General features: G+C 73.5%; 16 protein-coding genes. 6 read left to right on the plus strand and 10 right to left on the minus strand.

Going from position 1 to position 19,383, the window contains the following annotated elements; all coding sequences use genetic code 11:
- Positions 1-530 precede the first annotated feature (530 nt).
- The 4 genes from HYE82_RS20300 to HYE82_RS20315 all read right to left on the minus strand — a co-directional run bounded on the left by HYE82_RS20300 (position 531) and on the right by HYE82_RS20315 (position 5,255).
- Positions 531-1,034 carry an anti-sigma regulatory factor gene (locus HYE82_RS20300; protein ID WP_256987467.1) on the minus strand — a complete coding sequence of 168 codons (504 nt, stop codon included), beginning with the start codon at positions 1,032-1,034 and terminating at the stop codon, positions 531-533.
- 249 nt (positions 1,035-1,283) lie between these two features.
- A complete protein-coding gene (locus tag HYE82_RS20305; protein WP_179175537.1) occupies positions 1,284-2,051 on the minus strand; it encodes an enoyl-CoA hydratase/isomerase family protein in 768 nt (255 codons plus the stop codon).
- 107 nt (positions 2,052-2,158) lie between these two features.
- Complete coding sequence (locus tag HYE82_RS20310) at positions 2,159-3,382, minus strand: Ig-like domain-containing protein (RefSeq protein WP_256987468.1); 1,224 nt, start codon at positions 3,380-3,382, stop codon at positions 2,159-2,161.
- Positions 3,383-4,067: 685 nt separating this feature from the next.
- Entirely contained in the window at positions 4,068-5,255 is a 1,188-nt protein-coding gene (locus HYE82_RS20315) for an Ig-like domain-containing protein (protein WP_309144387.1), read from the minus strand.
- 254 nt (positions 5,256-5,509) lie between these two features.
- Here HYE82_RS20315 and glgX point away from each other — a divergent pair, with 254 nt between their 5' ends.
- Positions 5,510-7,744, plus strand: coding sequence for a glycogen debranching protein GlgX (glgX, locus tag HYE82_RS20320; RefSeq protein ID WP_256987469.1), 2,235 nt, complete (start codon positions 5,510-5,512; stop codon positions 7,742-7,744).
- A gap of 106 nt (positions 7,745-7,850) precedes the next feature.
- Here the strand turns inward: glgX and HYE82_RS20325 are convergent, their stop codons facing one another.
- The 3 genes from HYE82_RS20325 to HYE82_RS20335 are packed head-to-tail and all read right to left on the minus strand — an operon-like array spanning position 7,851 to position 11,997.
- A complete protein-coding gene (locus HYE82_RS20325; protein ID WP_179175540.1) occupies positions 7,851-9,068 on the minus strand; it encodes a hypothetical protein in 1,218 nt (405 codons plus the stop codon).
- Positions 9,065-10,795 (minus strand): lipopolysaccharide biosynthesis protein, encoded by a 1,731-nt coding sequence (locus tag HYE82_RS20330; RefSeq protein ID WP_179175541.1) that lies wholly within the window; start codon positions 10,793-10,795, stop codon positions 9,065-9,067. Before HYE82_RS20330 ends, HYE82_RS20325 begins: the two co-directional genes overlap by 4 nt.
- Positions 10,792-11,997, minus strand: a complete 1,206-nt coding sequence (locus HYE82_RS20335) for a glycosyltransferase family 4 protein (protein ID WP_179175549.1) — start codon at positions 11,995-11,997, stop codon at positions 10,792-10,794. Before HYE82_RS20335 ends, HYE82_RS20330 begins: the two co-directional genes overlap by 4 nt.
- Positions 11,998-12,169: 172 nt before the next feature.
- Between HYE82_RS20335 and HYE82_RS20340 the strand changes: the two genes are divergently transcribed.
- Positions 12,170-12,652, plus strand: coding sequence for an adenylyltransferase/cytidyltransferase family protein (locus HYE82_RS20340; RefSeq protein ID WP_179175542.1), 483 nt, complete (start codon positions 12,170-12,172; stop codon positions 12,650-12,652).
- On the opposite strand, the gene HYE82_RS20345 is transcribed toward HYE82_RS20340, so the two are convergent.
- The gene (locus tag HYE82_RS20345; protein ID WP_179175543.1) at positions 12,633-13,355 is read right to left on the minus strand and encodes a CDP-alcohol phosphatidyltransferase family protein; all 723 of its coding nucleotides are present in this window, start codon (positions 13,353-13,355) and stop codon (positions 12,633-12,635) included. The two genes, HYE82_RS20340 and HYE82_RS20345, sit on opposite strands and share 20 nt — an antisense overlap.
- A gap of 64 nt (positions 13,356-13,419) precedes the next feature.
- A complete protein-coding gene (locus HYE82_RS20350) occupies positions 13,420-14,625 on the minus strand; it encodes an MFS transporter (RefSeq protein ID WP_179175544.1) in 1,206 nt (401 codons plus the stop codon).
- 72 nt (positions 14,626-14,697) lie between these two features.
- On the opposite strand from HYE82_RS20350, the gene HYE82_RS20355 reads away from it, so the two are divergent.
- Positions 14,698-15,201, plus strand: a complete 504-nt coding sequence (locus tag HYE82_RS20355; protein WP_179175545.1) for a MarR family winged helix-turn-helix transcriptional regulator — start codon at positions 14,698-14,700, stop codon at positions 15,199-15,201.
- A 36-nt stretch (positions 15,202-15,237) separates the two neighbouring features.
- Here HYE82_RS20355 and HYE82_RS20360 read toward each other — a convergent pair whose 3' ends face one another.
- Positions 15,238-16,656 carry a hypothetical protein gene (locus HYE82_RS20360; protein ID WP_179175550.1) on the minus strand — a complete coding sequence of 473 codons (1,419 nt, stop codon included), beginning with the start codon at positions 16,654-16,656 and terminating at the stop codon, positions 15,238-15,240.
- A 208-nt stretch (positions 16,657-16,864) separates the two neighbouring features.
- Here HYE82_RS20360 and HYE82_RS20365 point away from each other — a divergent pair, with 208 nt between their 5' ends.
- From HYE82_RS20365 to HYE82_RS20375, 3 genes are read left to right on the plus strand one after another with little or no spacing between them, the layout of a single operon-like run.
- Positions 16,865-17,404: a WcaF family extracellular polysaccharide biosynthesis acetyltransferase gene (locus tag HYE82_RS20365; RefSeq protein ID WP_179175546.1), complete on the plus strand. Its 540-nt coding sequence runs from the start codon at positions 16,865-16,867 to the stop codon at positions 17,402-17,404.
- Positions 17,401-18,519, plus strand: a complete 1,119-nt coding sequence (locus HYE82_RS20370; protein WP_179175547.1) for a glycosyltransferase — start codon at positions 17,401-17,403, stop codon at positions 18,517-18,519. The genes HYE82_RS20365 and HYE82_RS20370 overlap by 4 nt, the downstream gene beginning before the upstream one ends.
- 47 nt (positions 18,520-18,566) lie before the next feature.
- Positions 18,567-19,271: a hypothetical protein gene (locus tag HYE82_RS20375; protein WP_179175535.1), complete on the plus strand. Its 705-nt coding sequence runs from the start codon at positions 18,567-18,569 to the stop codon at positions 19,269-19,271.
- The last annotated feature ends 112 nt before the right edge of the window (positions 19,272-19,383 follow it).

Below are 19,383 nucleotides of genomic sequence, written 5' to 3' on the forward strand. Positions count from 1 at the left end.
GGGACGGCCGGTGCGGGCTCGGCCTTCGGCGTCCGCGGTGCGGGGGCCGGGCCGCCCGCCGCGGCTCCGCACGCGGTGGCGAGGGCGGCGGTGGCGGCCGCCGTGCCGGCGCGGAGGGCGGATCGGCGGTCCGGGTAGCAGGGCACCCGCCCATTTAAGAGGGGAATCTCCCGGAATATAACGATTGACCCATTTCGGGGCCCCGACCGAAGTGAACCCATACGGCGGTCCATCCACCCTGGGATCAAGGAATCACACGGAGCGGTGGATACCTATTCACCAATTGCGAGGTGGGTGGCCGACCTCACCTGTGATTTAAATGCAGACTCTTGGGATTTGCTCACTTATGTCCAAGTTGGGGGTTTTGGCATTCGGTCCCCCATCTGCCATAGTCGGAGGCACGGCTTCCCCATTGACCCGAGCGAAGTCGCCTCGCCGAGGATCACACCCCCTTCGATCCTCGGCGTACCCATGGAGCCCCCAGGCGCCGCACTACGGCGAACGGGGGCTTCAGGCGTTCGCGGACCCGCTCAGCGGTCGGCCACCCGCATCTCGAACCAGGTGACCTTGCCGCGCGGCAGCAGGTCGGCACCCCAGCGGTCGGAGAGCTTGTCGACGAGGAAGAGGCCCCGGCCGGTGGTGTCCAGCTCGTGGACCGGCATCAGGCAGGGCAGCCCGCGCGAGGGGTCGCGCACCTCGACCCGGATCCAGCCGCGCCGCCGTTGCATCCGTAAGCCGAAGGAGCGGGCGCCGGTGTGCCGCACCGCGTTCCCGACGAGTTCGGAAACGAGCAGGACGGTGTGCTCGGACACCTGCGGCGAGAACCCCCAGAAGCGGATCACCACGTACTGGGTGAGCCGGCGGGCCGTACCGGCCGACTCCGGCATGGAGGGCAGCGTCACCTCCACCTCGGCCGGATTCCCGTACAACTCCAGAGCCCTGAGGCCCTGTTCGTCCTCCAGAGCCGCCGTCGGCCGTGCAGCGGAAGCGCTGCTGCGCTGCCGCGGCTGTTCCACACCCTCCAGGCCCGCCATGAACCCATCATGGACGGCCGACGCGCCCGTCCGGGCCCTTCCGCGGGAAAACACCCCCTGCGGCGTCTGCCGCCAACACGCCGCTCCGGCATATGCGTTGGGCAATCCGACACCGACACGACCACCCTGATCTGCGGTGACGCACCGCGCGGCGGCGGCAACCCGGAGTGGATCGCCGGCCCTCCTTAAGCCTGCTTTAAGGCGGGGCTAATGCACCCCCACGGAGGACCGGCGAGAACCGGACGCGCCTCAGAGGAACTTGGCCTTGCCCGGGCCCTCCTCGACGAAGCTGCGCATGCCCCGCTCGCGGTCCTCGGTGGCGAACAGGCCCGCGAACCAGTTGCGTTCGATGGTCAGGCCCGTGTCGATGTCCGCCTCCAGACCCGCGTCCACGCACTCCTTGGCGGCACGCAGCGCGATGGCCGGGCCCTGCGCGAGCTTCGCGGCCCAGGCGTGCGCCTGCTCGTACACCTCGGCGGCGGGCACGACGCGGTCCACGAGGCCGAGGGCGAGCGCCTCGTCGGCCTTGACCATGCGGCCGGTGAAGATGAGGTCCTTGGCCTTGGAGGGGCCGATGAGCCGGGACAACCGCTGGGTGCCGCCGGCACCCGGGATCAGACCGAGCAGGATCTCGGGCTGGCCGAGCTTCGCGTTGTCGGCGGCGATGCGGTAGTCGGCGCACAGGGCCAGCTCGCAGCCGCCGCCCAGGGCGTATCCGGTGACGGCCGCGACGACCGGCTTGGGGATCCGGGCCACGGCGGTGAAGGCGTCCTGCAGCGCGCGGGACCGGGCGACCATCGCCGCGTGGTCCATCGTCTGCATCTCCTTGATGTCCGCGCCGGCGGCGAACACCTTCTCGCCGCCGTAGATGATGACGGCGCGGACGTCGGACCGGTCGGTGGCCTCCACCGCCAGCTCGCGCAGCCGGTCCTGGGTGGCGATGTCCAGGGCGTTCATGGGCGGCCGGTCCAGGCGGATGGTGCCGACGCCTTCGGAGACTTCGAGAGAGAGGGTCATACGGGGAAGGTTAGCCCCGGTTAACACCGGTTAACAGAAGCGGCCCGGTGCTGTGGGTCACAGCACCGGGCCGCTTCGGGGCCGCGCCGACTACGCGGCGGCGGGGACTACTTGATCCACTCCGCCCAGTCCATGTTCCAGCCGTTGAGGCCGTTGTCCGGGGCGATCTGCTTGTCCTTCGAGTTCTTCACCACGACCACGTCGCCGATCAGCGACTCGTTGAAGAACCATGCGGCGGGCTGGTTGCCGTCGCCGGCGCCGCGGACGTCCTTCAGGCCGATGCAGCCGTGGCTGACGTTCTCCGAGCCGAAGGTGCTCGACGGGGCCCAGTAGTTGCCGTGGACGAAGGTGCCCGAGTTCGACAGGCGCATCGCGTGCGGGACGTCGGAGATGTCGTACTCGCCGCCGAAGCCCACGGTGGCGCCGTTCATACGGGTCACCTTGTACTTCTCGCTGATGACCATCTGCCCGTTGTAGGTGGTCGTCGCGGGGGCGCCCGCGGTGATCGGAATGTTCTTGATGACCTGGCCGTCGCGGACGACCTGCATGGTGTGCTCGCTCGCGTCGACCGTGGAGACCTGCGAGCGGCCGATGGTGAACGTGACCGTACGGGTCTGCTTGCCGTAGACGCCGGGGCGGCCCTCGACACCGTCGAGCGCGATCTTCACGGTGACCTTGGTGCCCGCGGCCCAGTACTTCTCCGGGCGGAAGTCGAGGCGGTCGTTGCCGAACCAGTGGCCCTCGATCGGGACCGACGGCTCGGCCGTGACCGTGATGGCCTTCTCGACGGCCTCGGGGTTGGTGATGCCGCGGGTGAAGTTGAACGACACCGGCATGCCCACGCCGACGGTCTGGCCGTCCTCCGGCGTGTAGTGGCCGACGAAGGTGTTCTTCGGGGTGAGGGTGGTGAAGGTGGTGTCCTTGGCGGACTCCCGGCCCGCCTCGTCCTTGGCGACGGCGTGCACCTTGTACTCGGTGGCCGACGCCAGGTGGCGCGCCGGCTCCCAGCTCGTCCCGTCGGCGGCGAGCTTGCCCTCCACCGCATTGCCCTTGGTGTCGGCGACCGTCACCGTCGTGAGCTTGCCGCCCGTGCTCGTTATCTTCAGCACGCCGCTGGTCTCGACTTCTTTGGAGCCGTCGTCCGGCTTGACGCTGACGACGGCCTTCGACGCCTCGTTGCCGGCCTTGGCTCCCCCGGCGGCGCCGCCGTTGCCGGCCCCCGACCCGCCGCCCGACCCGCCGCCGCTGCACGCGCTGGTGAACAGCAGTGCCGCTCCCAGCAGGAGGGCCGGCAGGCCGGTACGGCGGGCGCGGCCGCGTATCGGCTGCAGGTTCACTCTTCTTCTCCCCATGTCCCCCGCGCGCGGACGGTCGCGCGCATGCCGACAGGAAATCACATGGAGATATCACGAAGAGAAACGGTCATGTCACCGTTCCGTCCCAAGACGTGCCGTACGGCGGGGCGGGGTGGCCGGAGGGGCCGCTCCACCCCCCGCGAGGTCCGGGCCGGGGCATCGTTCCCGTGCCCCCGGGCCCGTCCCTCGGTCTGCAGGCCCGCCGTGCCGTCCGTCTCCCGGGGCGTCGGCGCCGGTCACGCAGGAGCCCCTGACGAGCTCGTCGCGGACGGTGCCGTCCGCCCGGAGGCCTTCGACGCCGTTCGCCTCCCGCCACGGCCGGAAGGTGGCGCCGGAGAGGGAGGCGCCCTCGGGGTCGACCCTGCGGACGTCGACCGTGCCGGTGGCCGGCCGCGGCTTCCGGCCGTCCGGGCGGGCGGCCGCGACGGCGCCGGCGGGCACCGCCGACGCCGGGGACGGCTCCGTTCGCGAGCCCGAGGGACCGGTTCCTTGCTGCCCTGACGCCCTGTCTGCGCCGCCTGCTCCGGGTGCCCTGACAGGCTGGACGCGGGAAGCGGCCGGGGCGCGCGGGGACACGTGCCCGCCACGGCATTCCGATCGGACGGACCCGCCGTGCGGGCCGCGGCCGGGCCCGGCCCGGCCGGTGCGCGGAGTGCCCCGGTCAGGCGATGGCGGAGCCGGCCACCCAGTCGGCCCAGGACATGTTCCAGCCGCCGAGGCCGTTGTTCGGGGCCACCGTCTTGTCCGTCGAGTTGACGACCTCCACCACGTCCCCGACCAGGGTCCGGTCGAAGAACCAGCCGGCGGGGGTGTCCGAGCCGCCGCCCTTGTCGTCGCGGAGGCCGACGCAGCCGTGGCTGACGTTGGTGGAGCCGAAGGTGTCGGGGCTGGCCCAGTAGTTGCCGTGGAGGAAGGTCCCGGAGGTGGTCAGCCGCATCGCGTGCGGGACGTCGGGGATGTCGTACTCGCCGCCGAAGCCGACGGTCTGGCCGTTCATGCGGGTGACGTCGAACATCTCCATCACCACCATCTTCCCGTTGTAGGTGGTGTTCTCGGGCGCGCCGGCGGTGATCGGGACGGTGGACAGGAGCTGCCCGTCGCGCCGTACTTCCATGGTGTGCGCGGCCGCGTCCACGGTGGAGACCTGGGAGCGGCCGACGGTGAACCGGACGGTCTTGTCCTGGATGCCGTACGCGCCGGGGGCGCCCTGGACGTCGCGCAGCCGCATCCTGACGGAGACCTCGGTGCCCGGCTCCCAGTACTGCTTGGGCCGGAAGTCGAGGCGGTTGCGGCCGAACCAGTGGCCGGAGACCTCCACGGCCGGGTCGGCGGTGACGGTGATGGCCCGCTCCACTTCGGCCCGGTTCTCGATGGGGCGGCTGAAGTTGAACGAGACGATCATGCCGACGCCGACGGTGGAGCGGTTCTCGGGCTTGAAGTAGCCGATGAACCGCTCCCCCGGCACGAAGGTGGTGAACGTGGTGTGCCGGGCCTGGCGGCGGTCGTGGCCGTCGCGGGCGACCGCGTCGACGGTGTACTTGGCCGCGAGGGCGAGCTTCCCGGCCTTCGGGTCGGGGCTCCAGCTCAGTCCGTCGGGGGCGATGCTGCCGGGGACGCGCTCCTGCTGGGCGTCCTCCACCTTGGTGACCACGACCCGCTCCAGACGCCCCTCGGGCACGCGGACGGTCAGCGGGCCGTCGGCCGGTACCCCCTTGGCGTTGTCCTCGGGAGTGATCCGGATGGCCTCCTCGGGCGCCCGGGGTTTGCCGGGCAGCTGGATCTCGACCGGTGAGCGGCCGTCCCCGGTGCATCCGGCCAGGCCGCCCAGCAGGCACGCCCATGCCGCCACGGCGGCCCAACCCGCCCCTGCCCGCCTCGTCACAAATCTCACGACCCCTCCAACGACCGGGCCCCCCGGGGGAAACGAGGCCGCGGGCCACGTTCCGGGGGGAACTGTCCGGGCAGAACAGTGAGAAGGACCAGACGGGGGCGGGACCGGGCCGGGACGCCCGGGCCGCACAGCCCTGCCCCCGCCGGTACCCAGAGCCGTGGAGGCGGGCATTGTCGAGCGCAGCCGAGCACGAGGCGGTGGATGCCGCCGCCATGGGGGAAGTCGGGGGCCCGGGCGTTGTCGCGCAGGGCCGGGAGCCGGTGCGGCGGGCCGCACCGCCCGAGGGGCCCCCGGTGTGGCCGGGGTCCTCGCACCCGCTGGGGGCGAGGTTCAGGGCCGGGCCGGACGGGACGGCGGGCACCAACTTCGCGCTGTGGGCACAGGGCGCGGAGGCCGTGGAGGTCTGCCTGTTCGACGCGGACGGGGCCGAGACCCGGTGCGCGCTGACCGAGCTGACGCACGAGATCTGGCACGGCTTCCTGCCGGGTGTGCGGCCCGGGCAGCGGTACGGCTTCCGGGTGCACGGCCGCTGGGACCCCTGGACGGGGGCGCGGTTCAATCCGGCGAAGCTGCTGCTGGACCCGTACGCGCGGGCCGTCGACGGCGCCGGGGGAAACGATTACGGCGTGCTGCCGCCGGAGGTGTACGGGCACGTCCGGGACTGGCCGCAGCAGTACATCGCGGACACGGTGCGCGACGACCGGGACTCGGCGCCGTACGTGCCCAAGGGCGTGGTGGTCCACGATGACGACGACTGGGCGGACGACGTCCGGCCGAAGACGCCGTGGTCCGACTCGGTCATCTACGAGCTGCACGTGCGCGGGTTCACGATGCGCCATCCGGGGATCCCGGAGGAGCTGCGCGGCACGTACGCGGGCCTTGCGCATCCGGCGGCGGTCGAGCACCTGACCCGGCTCGGGGTGACCGCGGTCGAGCTGCTGCCGGTGCACCAGTTCGCGCACGAGGACCACCTGCTGCGCCGGGGGCTGCGCAACTACTGGGGCTACAACTCGATCGGCTACTTCGCCCCCCACGCCGGCTACTCCGCGTCGGGTACGGCCGGGCAGCAGGTCGGCGAGTTCAAGCGGATGGTGAAGGCGCTGCACGCGGCGGGGATCGAGGTCATCCTCGACGTGGTCTACAACCACACGGCGGAGGCGGGCGAGCTGGGCCCGACCCTGTCGCTGCGCGGCATCGACAACCGCGGCTACTACCGGCTGCAGTCCGACCCGCGCCGCTACGCCGACTACACCGGCTGCGGGAACACCCTGCACGCGGGCCGCCCCCATGTCCTCCGCCTGATCACGGACTCCCTGCGCTACTGGGTGACGGAGATGGGCGTGGACGGCTTCCGCTTCGATCTGGCGGCGGCGCTGGCCCGGTCGATGCACGACGTGGACATGCTCTCGCCGTTCCTCGCGGTGATCGCCCAGGACCCGGTCCTCAGGCGGGTCAAGCTGATCGCCGAGCCGTGGGACGTCGGCTCGGGCGGCTACCAGGTGGGCGCCTTCCCCCCGCTGTGGACGGAGTGGAACGACCGCTACCGGGATGCGGTGCGGGACTTCTGGCGGGGCGCGCTGCCGGACGTACGGGACCTGGGGTACCGGCTGTCGGGGTCGAGCGACCTGTACGCGTGGGGCGGGCGGAGGCCGTACGCCTCGGTGAACTTCGTGACCGCCCACGACGGCTTCACCCTGCGGGACCTGGTGTCGTACGAGCGCAAGCACAACGACGCCAACGGCGAGGCGGGCCGGGACGGCACGAACGACAACCGCTCGTGGAACTGCGGTGCGGAGGGCGAGACGGACGACGCCCGGATCCGCGGGCTGCGGCGCCGGCAGCTGCGCAACCTGCTGACCACGCTGCTGCTGTCCACGGGGGTGCCGATGCTGGTGGCGGGCGACGAGTTCGGGCGGACGCAGGGCGGCAACAACAACGCGTACTGCCAGGACAACGAGACGGGCTGGGTGGACTGGTCGCTGCTGGACGATCCGGCCTGGCGCGAGCTGTGCACGCTGACCGAGCGGCTGGTGGAGCTGCGCCGCCGGCACCCGGTGCTGCGCCGGCGGGCGTTCTTCTCGGGCCGGGCGCAGGGCGCGGACGGGCTGCGGGACCTGGCCTGGTTCACTGCGGCGGGCGCCGAGATGACGGAGCGGGACTGGTACGCGCCGACGGCCGCCCTCGGCATGTACCTGTCCGGGCGGGACATCCCGGGGCGGGACGCGCAGGGCCGGCAGGTCTTCGACGACAGCTTCCTGGCGCTGCTGCACGCCGGGGACCGGCCGCTGTCGTGGGTGCTGCCGGGGCCGCCGTGGGCGCGGGAGTACGAGCTGCTGCTGGACACCGCCCGGGAGGACCAGGCGGCGCCGCCGGGCACCCGGCACCGCGGCGGGCAGACGCTCACGGTGCCGGCCCGGTCGGTGCTGCTGCTGCGGGTGGCGGACTGAGGGCCCCGGACGGGCGGGCCCCACGGCCCGCTGCGGTCGCGGTGCGACGCGGGCGCGGTGCGACGCGGGCGCGGTGCGACGCGGGGTCGGGCGCGGTCGGGCGCCGTCAGGCGGCGATGGCCGGCGGCTCGGCGGGGACCCGGAGGCGGGCCACCCGCAGCCAGCCGGCCGCGGCCTTGAGCGCGGAGCCCGCCGCCAGCCCCCAGGCCGCCCCGGCGGTGCCGAAGGCCGCGTAGCCGCCGAGCAGGAACACCACCGACAGCAGGGAGAAGACCACCTGGAGGGAGAGGGTGGCCTTCGGGGCCAGGACCCGCAGGGTGAGCAGGGCGCAGGTGCCCAGGCCCATGACCGCGTACTGCGCACCCGTCGCGGGCAGCAGCGCGGCGGCCGCCCCCCAGGTGTCGCCGAGCAGCTGCCGGCCCGTCCGGTCGGGCAGCGCGTACAGCACGGCCGCCCAGCCGGCGCCGAGGACCGCGAGCACGGCGCCCGTCAGCAGGGTCAGCCGGACCACGCCCCGCTTGCCGGGGGCCCGGCCCACCACCGGCGGACCGAACGCGTTCGCCGAGTTGAACAGGACGTTCAGCGGGCCGAAGAGGGTGGTGGCGCCGCGCAGGGCGCCGACCGCGAGCGGGGTGGCGAACACGCCGAGGCCCAGCACGGCGAGCTGGCTGGAGCCGTTGCCGACGGCGAACTCCACCGCGAACCGCTGCCCGAGGTGGCCGCGCCGCAGGTAGGGGCGCAGCTCCGCCCGCGCCCCGCGCACGTACGGGCGGAGCAGCAGCAGGCCGATCCCCAGCGCCGGGAGCGCGGACAGCCCCCACACCAGCACCAGCCGTCCGGGTGAGGCCCCTTCGGGCTGGGAGAGCAGGGCCCCGACGACGCACACGAGCCGCAGCGCGTCCGCGGCGAGGGCCCGCTCGGGGGTGCGCAGTGCGGAGAAGCAGTACCGCAGGCCGTCCTGGACGAGGACGATCGGCAGGACGAGGCCCAGGGCGAGGAAGGCACGTCCGGGGGCGGCGGGCAGGGCAAGGCCGACGGCGGCGAGGACCGCTCCGGCGGCGGCCGCGGCGGCCGCGGTGAACCCGGCCGCCGAGCGGCACACGGCGCCGAGCCGGTCGCCGTCCTTCTCCAGGACCACCGTCTGGCCGACGTACGCCGTGTTCAGCCCGAGGAGCACGCTGAACGCCACGTACACCATGGAGAAGTCGGCGAAGCCGGCCGCCGGGGACAGCCGGGCCGCCAGCACCAGCACGAGGATGTTGGTGGCGCTGGAGGCGGCCTGGTCGAGGACGGAGGAGGCGGCGGCGACGGCCCGCCGGCTCACCTGTTGCCCGTGCGGACGGTGCGCAGGGCGACGGTGTCGGTGCCGTCGCCCTGGATGTGCTGGTCGTGCCCGGCCGGCTGCCGGGTGAGCGGCTGGTGCTGCTGCCGGGGCGCGGGCGCCGGGGCCGGGGCCGGGGAGGAGCCCGTGGACTTGCCGCCGCGGCCGCGCTTCTCGACGGGCAGCGGGGCGTGCACGACGGCGCCGAGCACGGTGCCGCCGGCGCCGGTGATCAGTTCGCGGATCCGGGTCAGGTCGCTGCGGTGCACGGCACGCGGGTCGCAGACGACGAGGACCCCGTCGACGCGGTCGACGAGGGCGAGGGCGTCGGCGTACGACAGGACGGGCGGGGCGAGGACCACGACGGTGGAGTTGGGCGAGTCGGCCTCGGAGATCAGCCGGGTGGCGCGCGGGGAGGTCAGCGCGCGGGCCACGTTGCGGACCCGGTCTCCGGGGATCAGGTCGAAGGCGCCGGACTCGCCGGCGTCGACGACGAGCTGGCGCCCGTCGGGCCAGTCGGAGTCGCCCTGCGCGGGGGCGTCCGGCATCTGGCCCTGGCGCGGCCGGCCGCCGGCGTCGGTGGGCAGCTGGCTGGCCAGGACGGGGGTGCGCAGGTCGGCTTCGATGAGCAGGACGTCCTTGCCGGTCTCCGCGAAGGAGGCGGCCAGGTTCACGGCCACGGCGGCGGCGATCTCGCTGCTGCCGCGCGGGGCGACGACGAGCAGGCGGCGGCGGTCGGCGAAGCGGGAGTCGTAGGCGAGCCGGAAGGCCACCTGGCGGAACTCCTCCGCGAGGCGGGGGTCTTCCTCGCCGGCCGCGAGCAGCGGCCCGCCGGCGCTCTTGTCCCGCGGCAGGGAGCCCAGGACGGGGGCGCGCAGGGCCCGTGCGACATCGCCCTCGGAGCGCGGCGCCGGGTCGAAGACGAGCCGGACCCAGGCGGCGAGAAGGCCGAGCGCGAGGCCCACCGCCGCGCCGAGGGCGAGGGACATGGGGATGCCGGGGCCGTCGCCGTCGCCGGGCGGGGTGGCGGCGCTGGTGACCCGCCCGGGGGTCATGTCCAGGGCCTGGAGCTTGGCGATGTTGCCGTTGAGCGTGTTGAGCTTGCTCTGCAGGTCGGTCTTGGAGGAGTAGGCGGTGTCGCGCGCCGGGCCGGCCGGCATGCCGTTGATCTGCTTGACGAGCTCGTCGAGCTGCTTGGCGACGGGGTCGCGCTGGTCCTGGTAGCCCTTGACCATCGTGTCGCGGGTGACGTCGAGCGATTCCTGCCGCTTGAGCAGGTAGGCGTCGGTCATCGCGTTGGCGCGCTTCGCGGCCTCCTTCGGGGAGGAGGCGGTATAGGTGAAGCGCAGGACCATGGTCTGCGGCGGATTGGTCACCTGGAGGCCGGCGCGCAGCCCGGCGAAGTCCTTGGCGGACACGCCGAGCTTCTTGGCGGCCTCGTTGGCGATGGAGCTGGAGAGGGCGACCTGGCGCTCGGAGCCGATGTTGATCGCCTTGTCGGGGGCGAGGCTCGGGTTGAACGGGTCGTCCGTGGGCGCGCGCAGGACCACGTCCGCGGTCGCGACGTAGGTGTCGGCGGTGGAGATGCCGAGGTAGACACCGCCCAGCAGTCCGACGCCCAGTCCTGCGCCGATGAGCCGTCGGTAGCGCAGGAGTTGGCGGAACTGGTCCCGCAGGAGGTCGGGTTCGTCCTCAGCCGGGACCGCTGCGGGGCGGTTCGTCTCGATCACGGCTGCGGACCCCCAAGTGCTTCGTCTATCAGTGCGTCGATGCGGGCCAGGCCCGCGTCACGGCTCAGGTGGGCCGCCACGTGGCGGGGCCCGGCCGCCCCCAGTGCGTCGGCGCCCTCGGGGTCCTCGGCGAGGACCCGTACGGCCTTCAGCAGGGCCTCGGGGTCCTCCGGCGGTACGAGCACCCCGGCGCCCGAACGTTCCACCTCCTGGGCGGTGCCGCCCTCTGCCGCCACGGAGGCGACGACGGGACGGCCGGCCTGGAAGTAGGAGGTCAGTTTGGACGGCACGCTCATGTCGAGCACGGCCGCATGCTGTGTGACGGCGAGTACGTCCGCCGCCGCGAGGATATCCGGGAACTCTCCGTCGGCGGCAGGGGGGATGATGTCCAGGTTCGGGACGTCGGCCGACAGGGCCTCCAGGGCGGGGCGCTGGCTGCCGTCGCCCATCAGGACGAAGCGGACGCCCGGGTCGAGGCGGGCGGCCCCGACGAGGACCTCCAGGCCCTGCTTGAGGCCCATGTTGCCGGAGTGCAGCACGACGGTCTGGCCGGGCGCCCAGCCGAGGTGGTGGCGGGTCTCGCCGCGCGGCTTGGTCGGCTGGGGCACGTGCGACCAGTTGGGAACGAGGCGGATCTTCTTCGGGTCCACGCCCATGCCGACGACGCGGTCGACGAAGGTCTCGTGGATGACGCCGACGAGGGTGGCCCGCTTCAGGGCGTAGGCCTCCGCGCGCCCGGCGAGGGCGGCCGCCTTGTCGCCGCCGCTGATGCCGCTCTGTGCGGCGGCGGCGCCCATCAGGTCCTGGACGACCGGGACGAAGGGCACCTTCCACTTCGCGGCGAGGCGGGCGGCGAGCACGCCGCCGGCCAGGCTGGGCATCTGGGCCATGACCGCGTGCGGGCGGGGCATCCGGGGCGGGGCGGCGGCACCGTGGAGGAGAATCGATCCTTCGAACAGGGCGCGCTTCACGGCGGTTTGGACGGCGGGCACGGTGTGCGCACGCCGGTGCACGGTGACTCCCGCACGCCGTTCCGTGCGCCGCAAGGCTCCCTTGTACTCCGGTTCGAGCGACCACGACGGGTAGTGCGGCATGCCGGCGAGGACGTGCGTATCGTGGCCGAGATCCGCCCAGTGCTCTGCGATCTGGGTGGCATACGGACCGATTCCCGCGTGCTCGGGAGCGTAGTTGGTGGAAACCAGCAGCAAGCGCCGATGACCGGATGTGGACACGTGAGGTCCCCTTCTCCCCAGGATGATGCGCACGTCACCCTATTCGTTCACCGGCATGCCGTGGAACGTGCACGCTATTGTCTGCTAATCCACCACACCGGGGGGTGTGGTTGCTGGGGGGTAACTCATGACGGAGCGCGACATGTCCGAACCTGGCGCGGGGGCGCGCCGACCGTATCGCGTCGGCTATGCGCCGGGCGCGTACGACCTCTTCCACATCGGACACCTCAACATCCTCCGGCACGCCCGGAGCCAGTGCGACTACCTGGTGGCCGGCGTGGTCTCCGACGAGATGGCCGAACTGGCCAAGGGACGCCGTCCGATGATCCCGCTGGTGGAGCGGCTGGAGATCGTCCGCAGTGTGAGGTACGTGGACGCCGCGTTCGTCGAGACGGTTCCCGACAAGGTGGAGACCTGGAAGCAGGTCCGTTTCGACGTGCTCTTCAAGGGCGACGACTGGCGGGGCACGCCCAAGGGCGACAAGCTGGAGCGGGACTTCGCGGCCGTCGGCGTCGACGTCGTGTACTTCCCCTACACGGTGCACACGTCCAGCACCCAGCTGCGCCGGGCCCTGGACGCGCTCGCCGAGCCGCCCGCGGATTCCGTCACCGCGGAACGGCGTTGAGCTCCCGGAACCACTTCACGAGGAACGCCAGCAGGAACAGCGCCGCGACGGCGCCCAGTGCGGCGTACGCCCAGCGGAACAGCCCCCCGCCGCCGAGCAGCAGGAAGACCAGGCAGAACACCCCGTAGTCCACGGGCAGCAGCGCCACCGCACGCAGCGTCGAGGGTGCGGCGGCGGGGCTGCCGGGGGCGGGCTTGGGCTTGAGCTTCTCGGTCAGCAGCCCGCCGAAGAAGGTGACGACCGCGGCGAACTGGAAGCCCAGCGGGACCAGCAGCCACCCGGCGCCGCCCGTCCCGTACGCGTCGGGGAAGCGGTGGAAGGCGATCAGCACGCAGGTGTGCAGTGCCGTCAGCTTGGCGCAGTCCACGACGTGGTCGAGCCATTCGCCGGCCGCGCTGCCGCCGCCCCGCAGCCGGGCGAGCTGCCCGTCGGCGGAGTCGAAGGCGAAGCCGACGGCCAGGGCCGCCCACACGGCGATCCCCAGCCCCCAGGAGGGCGCGGCCAGCGCCACGGCGGCCGCGGCGGCGAAGCTGAAGGCGGCGCTGACCAGGGTCACCTGATTCGGGGTCAGCCCGAACACGTGGGAGGCGGCAGCCAGGTAGCGCCCCGCGGGCCGGTTGACGAACCGCGAGTAGAGCGAGACCCCCTTCGCCGACTTCTGCGCCCCGCGCAGCTCCCGCAGCGCGCCTGCGAAACGTGACATGCGTACCCCTGATCCCGGCGTCGGCACACGCGCACGGGTGAGGCACGTGTGTACGAAGGCCACATCATCGCAGGGCGGGAACGGGCTCCTGTTTCACTGGTTGCCGGCGGATGTCCGGAAGCAGCAGGACCCCGAGGTTGGCGGCGGCGCTCAGCACGGCGGCGGCCAGCAGCGGCGCCGCGGTGCCGGTGACCCCCGCCAGCGGGGCGGCCACCGCCAGGCCCAGCGGGCGGGCCGCGAACGACAGGAGGGTGTCGAAGGAGCCGACCCGGCCCAGTGCCTCCAGCGGGATGCGACGCTGCATCTCGGTCTCCCACAGGGGGCTGAGCACCCCGAGCCCGAACATCGCGACACAGTAGGCCGCCGCCGTCACCGGCATCGGCAGCCGCAGTGCGAGGGCGGCGAGCGGCAGGGCCTGTGCGGCGGCCCCGACGGCCACGCCGTGCAGCGGCCTGCGGATCGGGAGCCGGCCGGCCGCCCAGACCCCGGCGAGCATCCCGGCCGTGCCCGCCTGGGCGATGACGATCCAGGAACCGGCCCCGCCGAGGCTTTCCACGGCGATCAGCGGTCCGAGGGTGAGCAGCAGTCCGGCGGCGAGGTGCCAGACCCCGTGGGCGAGGACATTGGCCAGGAACCAGGGGTGGCGCCGGGCCTCGGCCCAGCCGCCCCGCAGTTCGGCGGCGAAGCCGGCCCGGGCCGCGGGGGCCGCGGCCGGGGCGGCGGGTCGCAGTCCGCCGAGGGTGAGCGCGGAGGCTGCGAACAGGGCGGCGGTGAGGAGGGAGGACCAGCCGGCTCCGAGGGCCAGCATCATGCCGCCGGCCGCGGCGGGTCCGGCGATCTGGGCGAGCCCTCCGGCCACCGCAAGGCGGGAGTTGACGCGCAGCCGGTCGGGGGCCGGGACGACGGCGGCGACGAGGGTGCGGGCGGAGGGGTTGCCGAAGGCGACGCCGGCGCCGGTGACGGCGGCGAGCACGGCGAGCCAGCCGATCCGCACGGGGCCGGTCAACAACAGCACCCCGGTCGCAACTTGGGCGGCGGCGCGGACCAGGTCGGCGGCGAGCACGACCCGCCGGGCGGGATGGCGGTCGGCGACGACGCCGGCGACGGGCAGCAGGAGGAGCATCGGCAGCAGCTCGCTCGCGAGCACGATGCCGAGGTCGCCGGCCGAACCGGTCCGTACGACGGCCAGGGTGAGGGTGGTGGGGATGAGGGCGGTGGCGAGGGCCGCGGCGGTACGGCCTGCGAGGAGCCGCCTGCTCGACGAGGTCATGGCGGCGAGACTATTTCGCCAGCAAATCATTCGTCAACGAAATATGCGCGCCGGGGTGCGATACTTCCCGGCATGGACGCAGTGGACCCCGAGGACTCAGTCGACCGCCACATCGCCCGCTGGAGCGGCAAGGTGCCCTTCGACGTGCCCACCGAGGGCGTCATCACCCGGATCCAACTGCTGGCCAAGCACGTCAAGTACGGCAAGGAGCGGGCCCTGGCCGAGACCGGCCTGCAGGAGTTCGAGTTCGAGACCATGCACCGGCTCGCCTCCCGCGGCGCGCCCTGGCGGGCCCCCTCCGCCGAGCTCGCCGCCGAACTGCTGCTCTCCCCCGCCGGGATGACCGGCCGCCTCGACAGCCTGGAGCGGGCCGGGCTGGTCCGCCGGGTGCGCGCCGCCGGCGACCGCCGCCGGGTCGACGTCGAGCTGACCGACACCGGCCACCGGCGGTGGAGCGAGGCCATGCGCTGGCGGGGCATCGCCGAGGCGGAGATGATCGAACCCCTCGACGACGCGGAGCGCGCCGCGCTCTCGGCCCTCCTCAAGCGGATGCTGCTGCACGTCGAGGCGAAGTAGCCGGACCTCTGCCCGGCCGCAGGCCCGCCCGGCGGCTCAGCGCAGGGTGGTGGACTTGTCCGTCCGGTACGTCGCCACGAGCGCCAGGCACAGCGCCGCGATCGCCACCCGGCCCGAAGCCTGCAGCAGCGGCCCGCGCAGCAGGATGAACGAGTACCCGGCGACCAGCGGGACGACCACCGAGATCAGGCTCCCCGAGGGCGCCCGGCGGGTGGCCCGCTTGGCGTAGCGCCGGTCCACGCGCGCGGCCGCGTACCCCATGCCGAGCAGCCCGGCTCCCATGCCGAGGGGGCCGAAGTCGATCCACAGCTCCGCCCAGATCGGGGAGGAGAGGTTGGTGTTGACCGTGCCCATCCACTGGCCGACCATCACGCCGGTGTCCCTCGGCTTGCCGGGCCAGACCGAGCGCGGCACCGCGAAGAACACCGATCCCGCGAGCTGCCGGCCGTAGAAGTGGCCGGGCCCGGACTCGGAGAAGGTGATCGTGTTCGCGAACATCCCGATCTGGTCGTAGTCCTTGAGCGCCAGCGGCTCCAGGAACGAGGTCGTCTCGACCGGTTTGTAGTTCTTCTCGTCGTACCGGAAGCGGTCCGCGAAGGGGAAGAGCAGCAGGGCCACCACCACCGCCATCGACAGCGCGACCCGGTACATCGCGGCGCTCACCGGGAAGACGGTGAAGAGCAGCGCGAACATGACCGTCAGGAACCAGTAGCGCGGGTTGGAGATCGGGTTGTTGACGACCAGGTTCAGCGCGCACAGCGCCCCCCAGGCCACGAGGATCGAGACCTTGCGGCGGGCGTACTTCGAGGTGATCAGCCAGCGCGTGTACAGCAGCAGCGCGAGCAGCGCCGGCACGGTGCCGAAACCGCGCAGGAACGCCTGGCCGGCCTGGCCGTCGCCGTTGGAGACGCCCGCCTCCTCGATGCCCGCGATGATCTCCTGGCGGCTGGAGAAGAACACCGCCGGGCCGCCGAGCTTGAGGATGAAGGCACCGCTGCACAGGAAGGCCAGTGCCGTCAGCAGCTGCAGGCGGCGCCGGTGGGCCATCACGGGGCGGCGCTCTTTGCGGGAGCCGCCCGCCCGCCCCGCCGGCCGGTGCCGGGCGAGCAGCACGCCGACGTCGAACGCGGTGCAGCCGAGCAGGACCAGGCCGATGGCGAGCGTGAGGTCGGAGCGGGGGCCGACCACCGGGGTCGGCACCCGGCCCAGGACCGCCTGGGCGAGCGGGGCCACCCCCATCGCCATGTACACGAACAGCCAGAAAGAGCCCTGGAGCAGCTTGCGGCGGCTGGTCAGCACCATCGCCGAGAGGCGGGCGCCCGCGTACATGGTGAGCAGCAGCTGGAGCCAGAAGGCGGCGTCACGCTGGCCGTCCCCGGACTGGCTGGCGACGAACAGCGGCAGGAAGACGGTGAATCCGAGGATGAGCGGGACCGACAGCGCGCGGGAGAGCAGCGTGCGGGGGCTGGTGGCCCGGCCCCAGCGGTTCGCGTCCGCCTCTTCGAAGGGGTTGCGCGCCTGCGGCCGGAACGCCGCGAGGAGGGGGTTGCGTATCTCCGTTGCCACTGCTGCCCCCACCCCAAGTGCCTGGTCCGCGCGCAGTCTAGTCTGAGCGGACCGCGCCGGGCAGGCGCGGCCGGGGCGGAACGACGAGGGGCGAGCGGTGCGTGATCTTCCTGCCTTCACGCTGGCCGGATACGACAAGGGGCGCGGGCTGCTGACCCAGGCGCTCTGGTTCGCCGTCATGAACACGGTGTTCATGGCGTGGTTCTGCCCGGCCCGGCTGCGGGTGGCGCTGCTGCGCGCGTTCGGCGCGCGGATCGGCGAGGGCGTCCTCATACGCCACCGGGTACGGGTGCTGTGGCCGTGGAAGCTCACCGTCGGCGACCACACGTGGATCGGCGAGGGGGCCTGGCTGCTCAACCTGGAGCCGGTCACCATCGGTTCGCACGTGTGCATCTCGCAGGAGGCCCTGCTCTGCACGGGCTCCCACGACCACCGCGCCGCTGACTTCCGCTACCGCAACGCCCCGATCACCGTCGAGGACGGCGCCTGGGTCGCGGTACGGGCGACCGTGCTGGCCGGGGTCACGGTCGGCCGCTGCGCGGTGGCGGGCGCCGGCACGGTGGTCCACAAGGACCTCCCCGCGCTGACCCTGCAGACCCAGGACGGGCAGCGCCGCCCGGTGGAGGAGCCGAAGTGAGAGTCCTGCACGCCGTCACCCTGCACTCCCCCGCGAACGCCTTCGGCGGGCCGGTGCGGGTCGCGCTCAACCTCGCCAAGGGCTTGCGGGCGCGCGGCCACGAGGCCGGCCTCGTGGCCCTCGGCGAGGGCTTCGGCGACCCCTGGCCCACCTCGGTCGAGGGCGTCCCCGCGCGGCTGTTCCCGGCCCGCAGGCTGCTCCCCCTCGGCTTCAGCGGCATCACCTCGCCGGCCCTGCTGGCCTCGGCCGGGCGCCTCGTACGGGATGCCGACGTGGTCCACGTCCACCTGGCCCGGGACCTGGTCACGCTGCCCGTGGCCCTGGCGGCGCTGCGCGCCGGGCGGCCCCTCGTGCTCCAGACCCACGGCATGGTGGACCCGAGCGGCAAGCTGCTCGCCAAGGTCCTCGACACCCTGGCCGTACGCCGGCTGCTGCGCGGCGCGGACGCCGTGCTGTACCTCACCCCGTACGAGCGCGACGGGCTCGACGCCGTCGCGCGCGGGCCGCTGCCGGGCGCGGTCCGGCTGGTCAACGGCACCCCGGAGCAGGCGGCCCGCCCGGCGCCGAGCGGGCCGCCGCGCATTCTGTACTCGGCCCGCCTGCAGGCGCGCAAGCGGCCGGTGGACTTCGTCGATGCCGCCCCGGCCGTCCTCGCCGCGCACCCGGACACCGAGTTCGTGGTCGCGGGCCCCGACGAGGGCGAGCGGGCCGCCGTCCTCGCACGCATCGCGGAGCTCGGCCTGGCGGACCGGTTCACCGTGCCGGGGGCGCTGTCCGCCGCCGGGGTGCAGGAGGAGCTGCGGCAGGCGCACGTGTACGTGCTGCCGTCGGTGGACGAGCCGTTCCCCATGTCGGTGCTGGAGGCCCTCGCGGTGGGCGTCCCGACGGTGGTGACCCACTCCAACGGGCTGGCCGAGGACGTCGCGGCGGCCGGAGCCGGCCTCGCGGTCGAGCCGGGCCCCGCGGGCGTGGCCGCGGCGGTCCTGTCGCTCCTGGATCCGGCGGCGAACGCGGCCGCCTCCGGCGCGGCGCGGAGCCTGGCCGCGCAGTCCTTCTCGATGGACGCGGTCCTCGACACCCTGCTGCCCGTCTACGAGGCGGCGCTTCGCCGCTGAGCCGTCGCCGTCGGCTGCTGTCAGAGTCCCGCCCTAGCTTTGGGCCCATGGGGATCTACGTGGTGGACGTGGAAGCGGCCGAATGGGCGAACGGGGAGGTCTACGGACCCCTCGGCGCCGCCCTGGACGGGGAGTTGGCGCGGCGGGGCCTGGGCACCTTCACCCCGGCCGCCGCCGCACCGGAGCCGGCGCCGGACACGGGCGGCGGGCGGGGAGCCGGACCGCACGCCCGCGCTGCGCCGGGGCCGGGCGGGCTGCTGGGCCGGTTCGGTCGGCGGAACCGGCCGGGGCGGCCGGCGGGTCCGGAAGGCCTGCCCGACCGGTTCGAGGAGAAGGTGAACCGGCCGTACGACGGGCTGGAGGCGCTGTGCCGGGCCCAGCCCGCCGCCTGGCGCTGCGAGGAGGCCCTGCTGGACTGGGACGTGCTGGTGCCGGTCGACTTCCACGGCGTCATCGAACTGCCGGTCTCGGCGGAGCTCGGCGGCGACGGGGCCCGGGTCCGCAGTGCACACCGCACCGCCGAGGCGGGCCGTCGGCTGGCCGCGGTGCTGGGGCTGCCGGACAGCGTCCCGCGGGACGGCGGGAACCTCGCGCTGACGGGCTGTTTCCACGACCTGGACGGGGAGCGGGCCGCCGCCGCACACGGCGCCGGCCCCTGGCTGGACGACCTGGACGCCGCCTACTTCACGGCGCTCTACCTGGGGGCGGCGGAGCACGCGCTGCGCCGCGGCCGCGCCATCGCCTACTGCTGACAGCCGGCTCCCCACGCCCCAGAATGAGCGGATGATCACCGAAGACGTAGGGGACGCGGCGACCCGGCAGGCGTGGACGGCGCTCGGCGGTGCGCCCGAACTGGGCGGGCGC

Source organism: Streptomyces sp. BR123 (genome assembly GCF_013401435.1).
Taxonomy (GTDB): Bacteria; Actinomycetota; Actinomycetes; order Streptomycetales; family Streptomycetaceae; genus Streptomyces.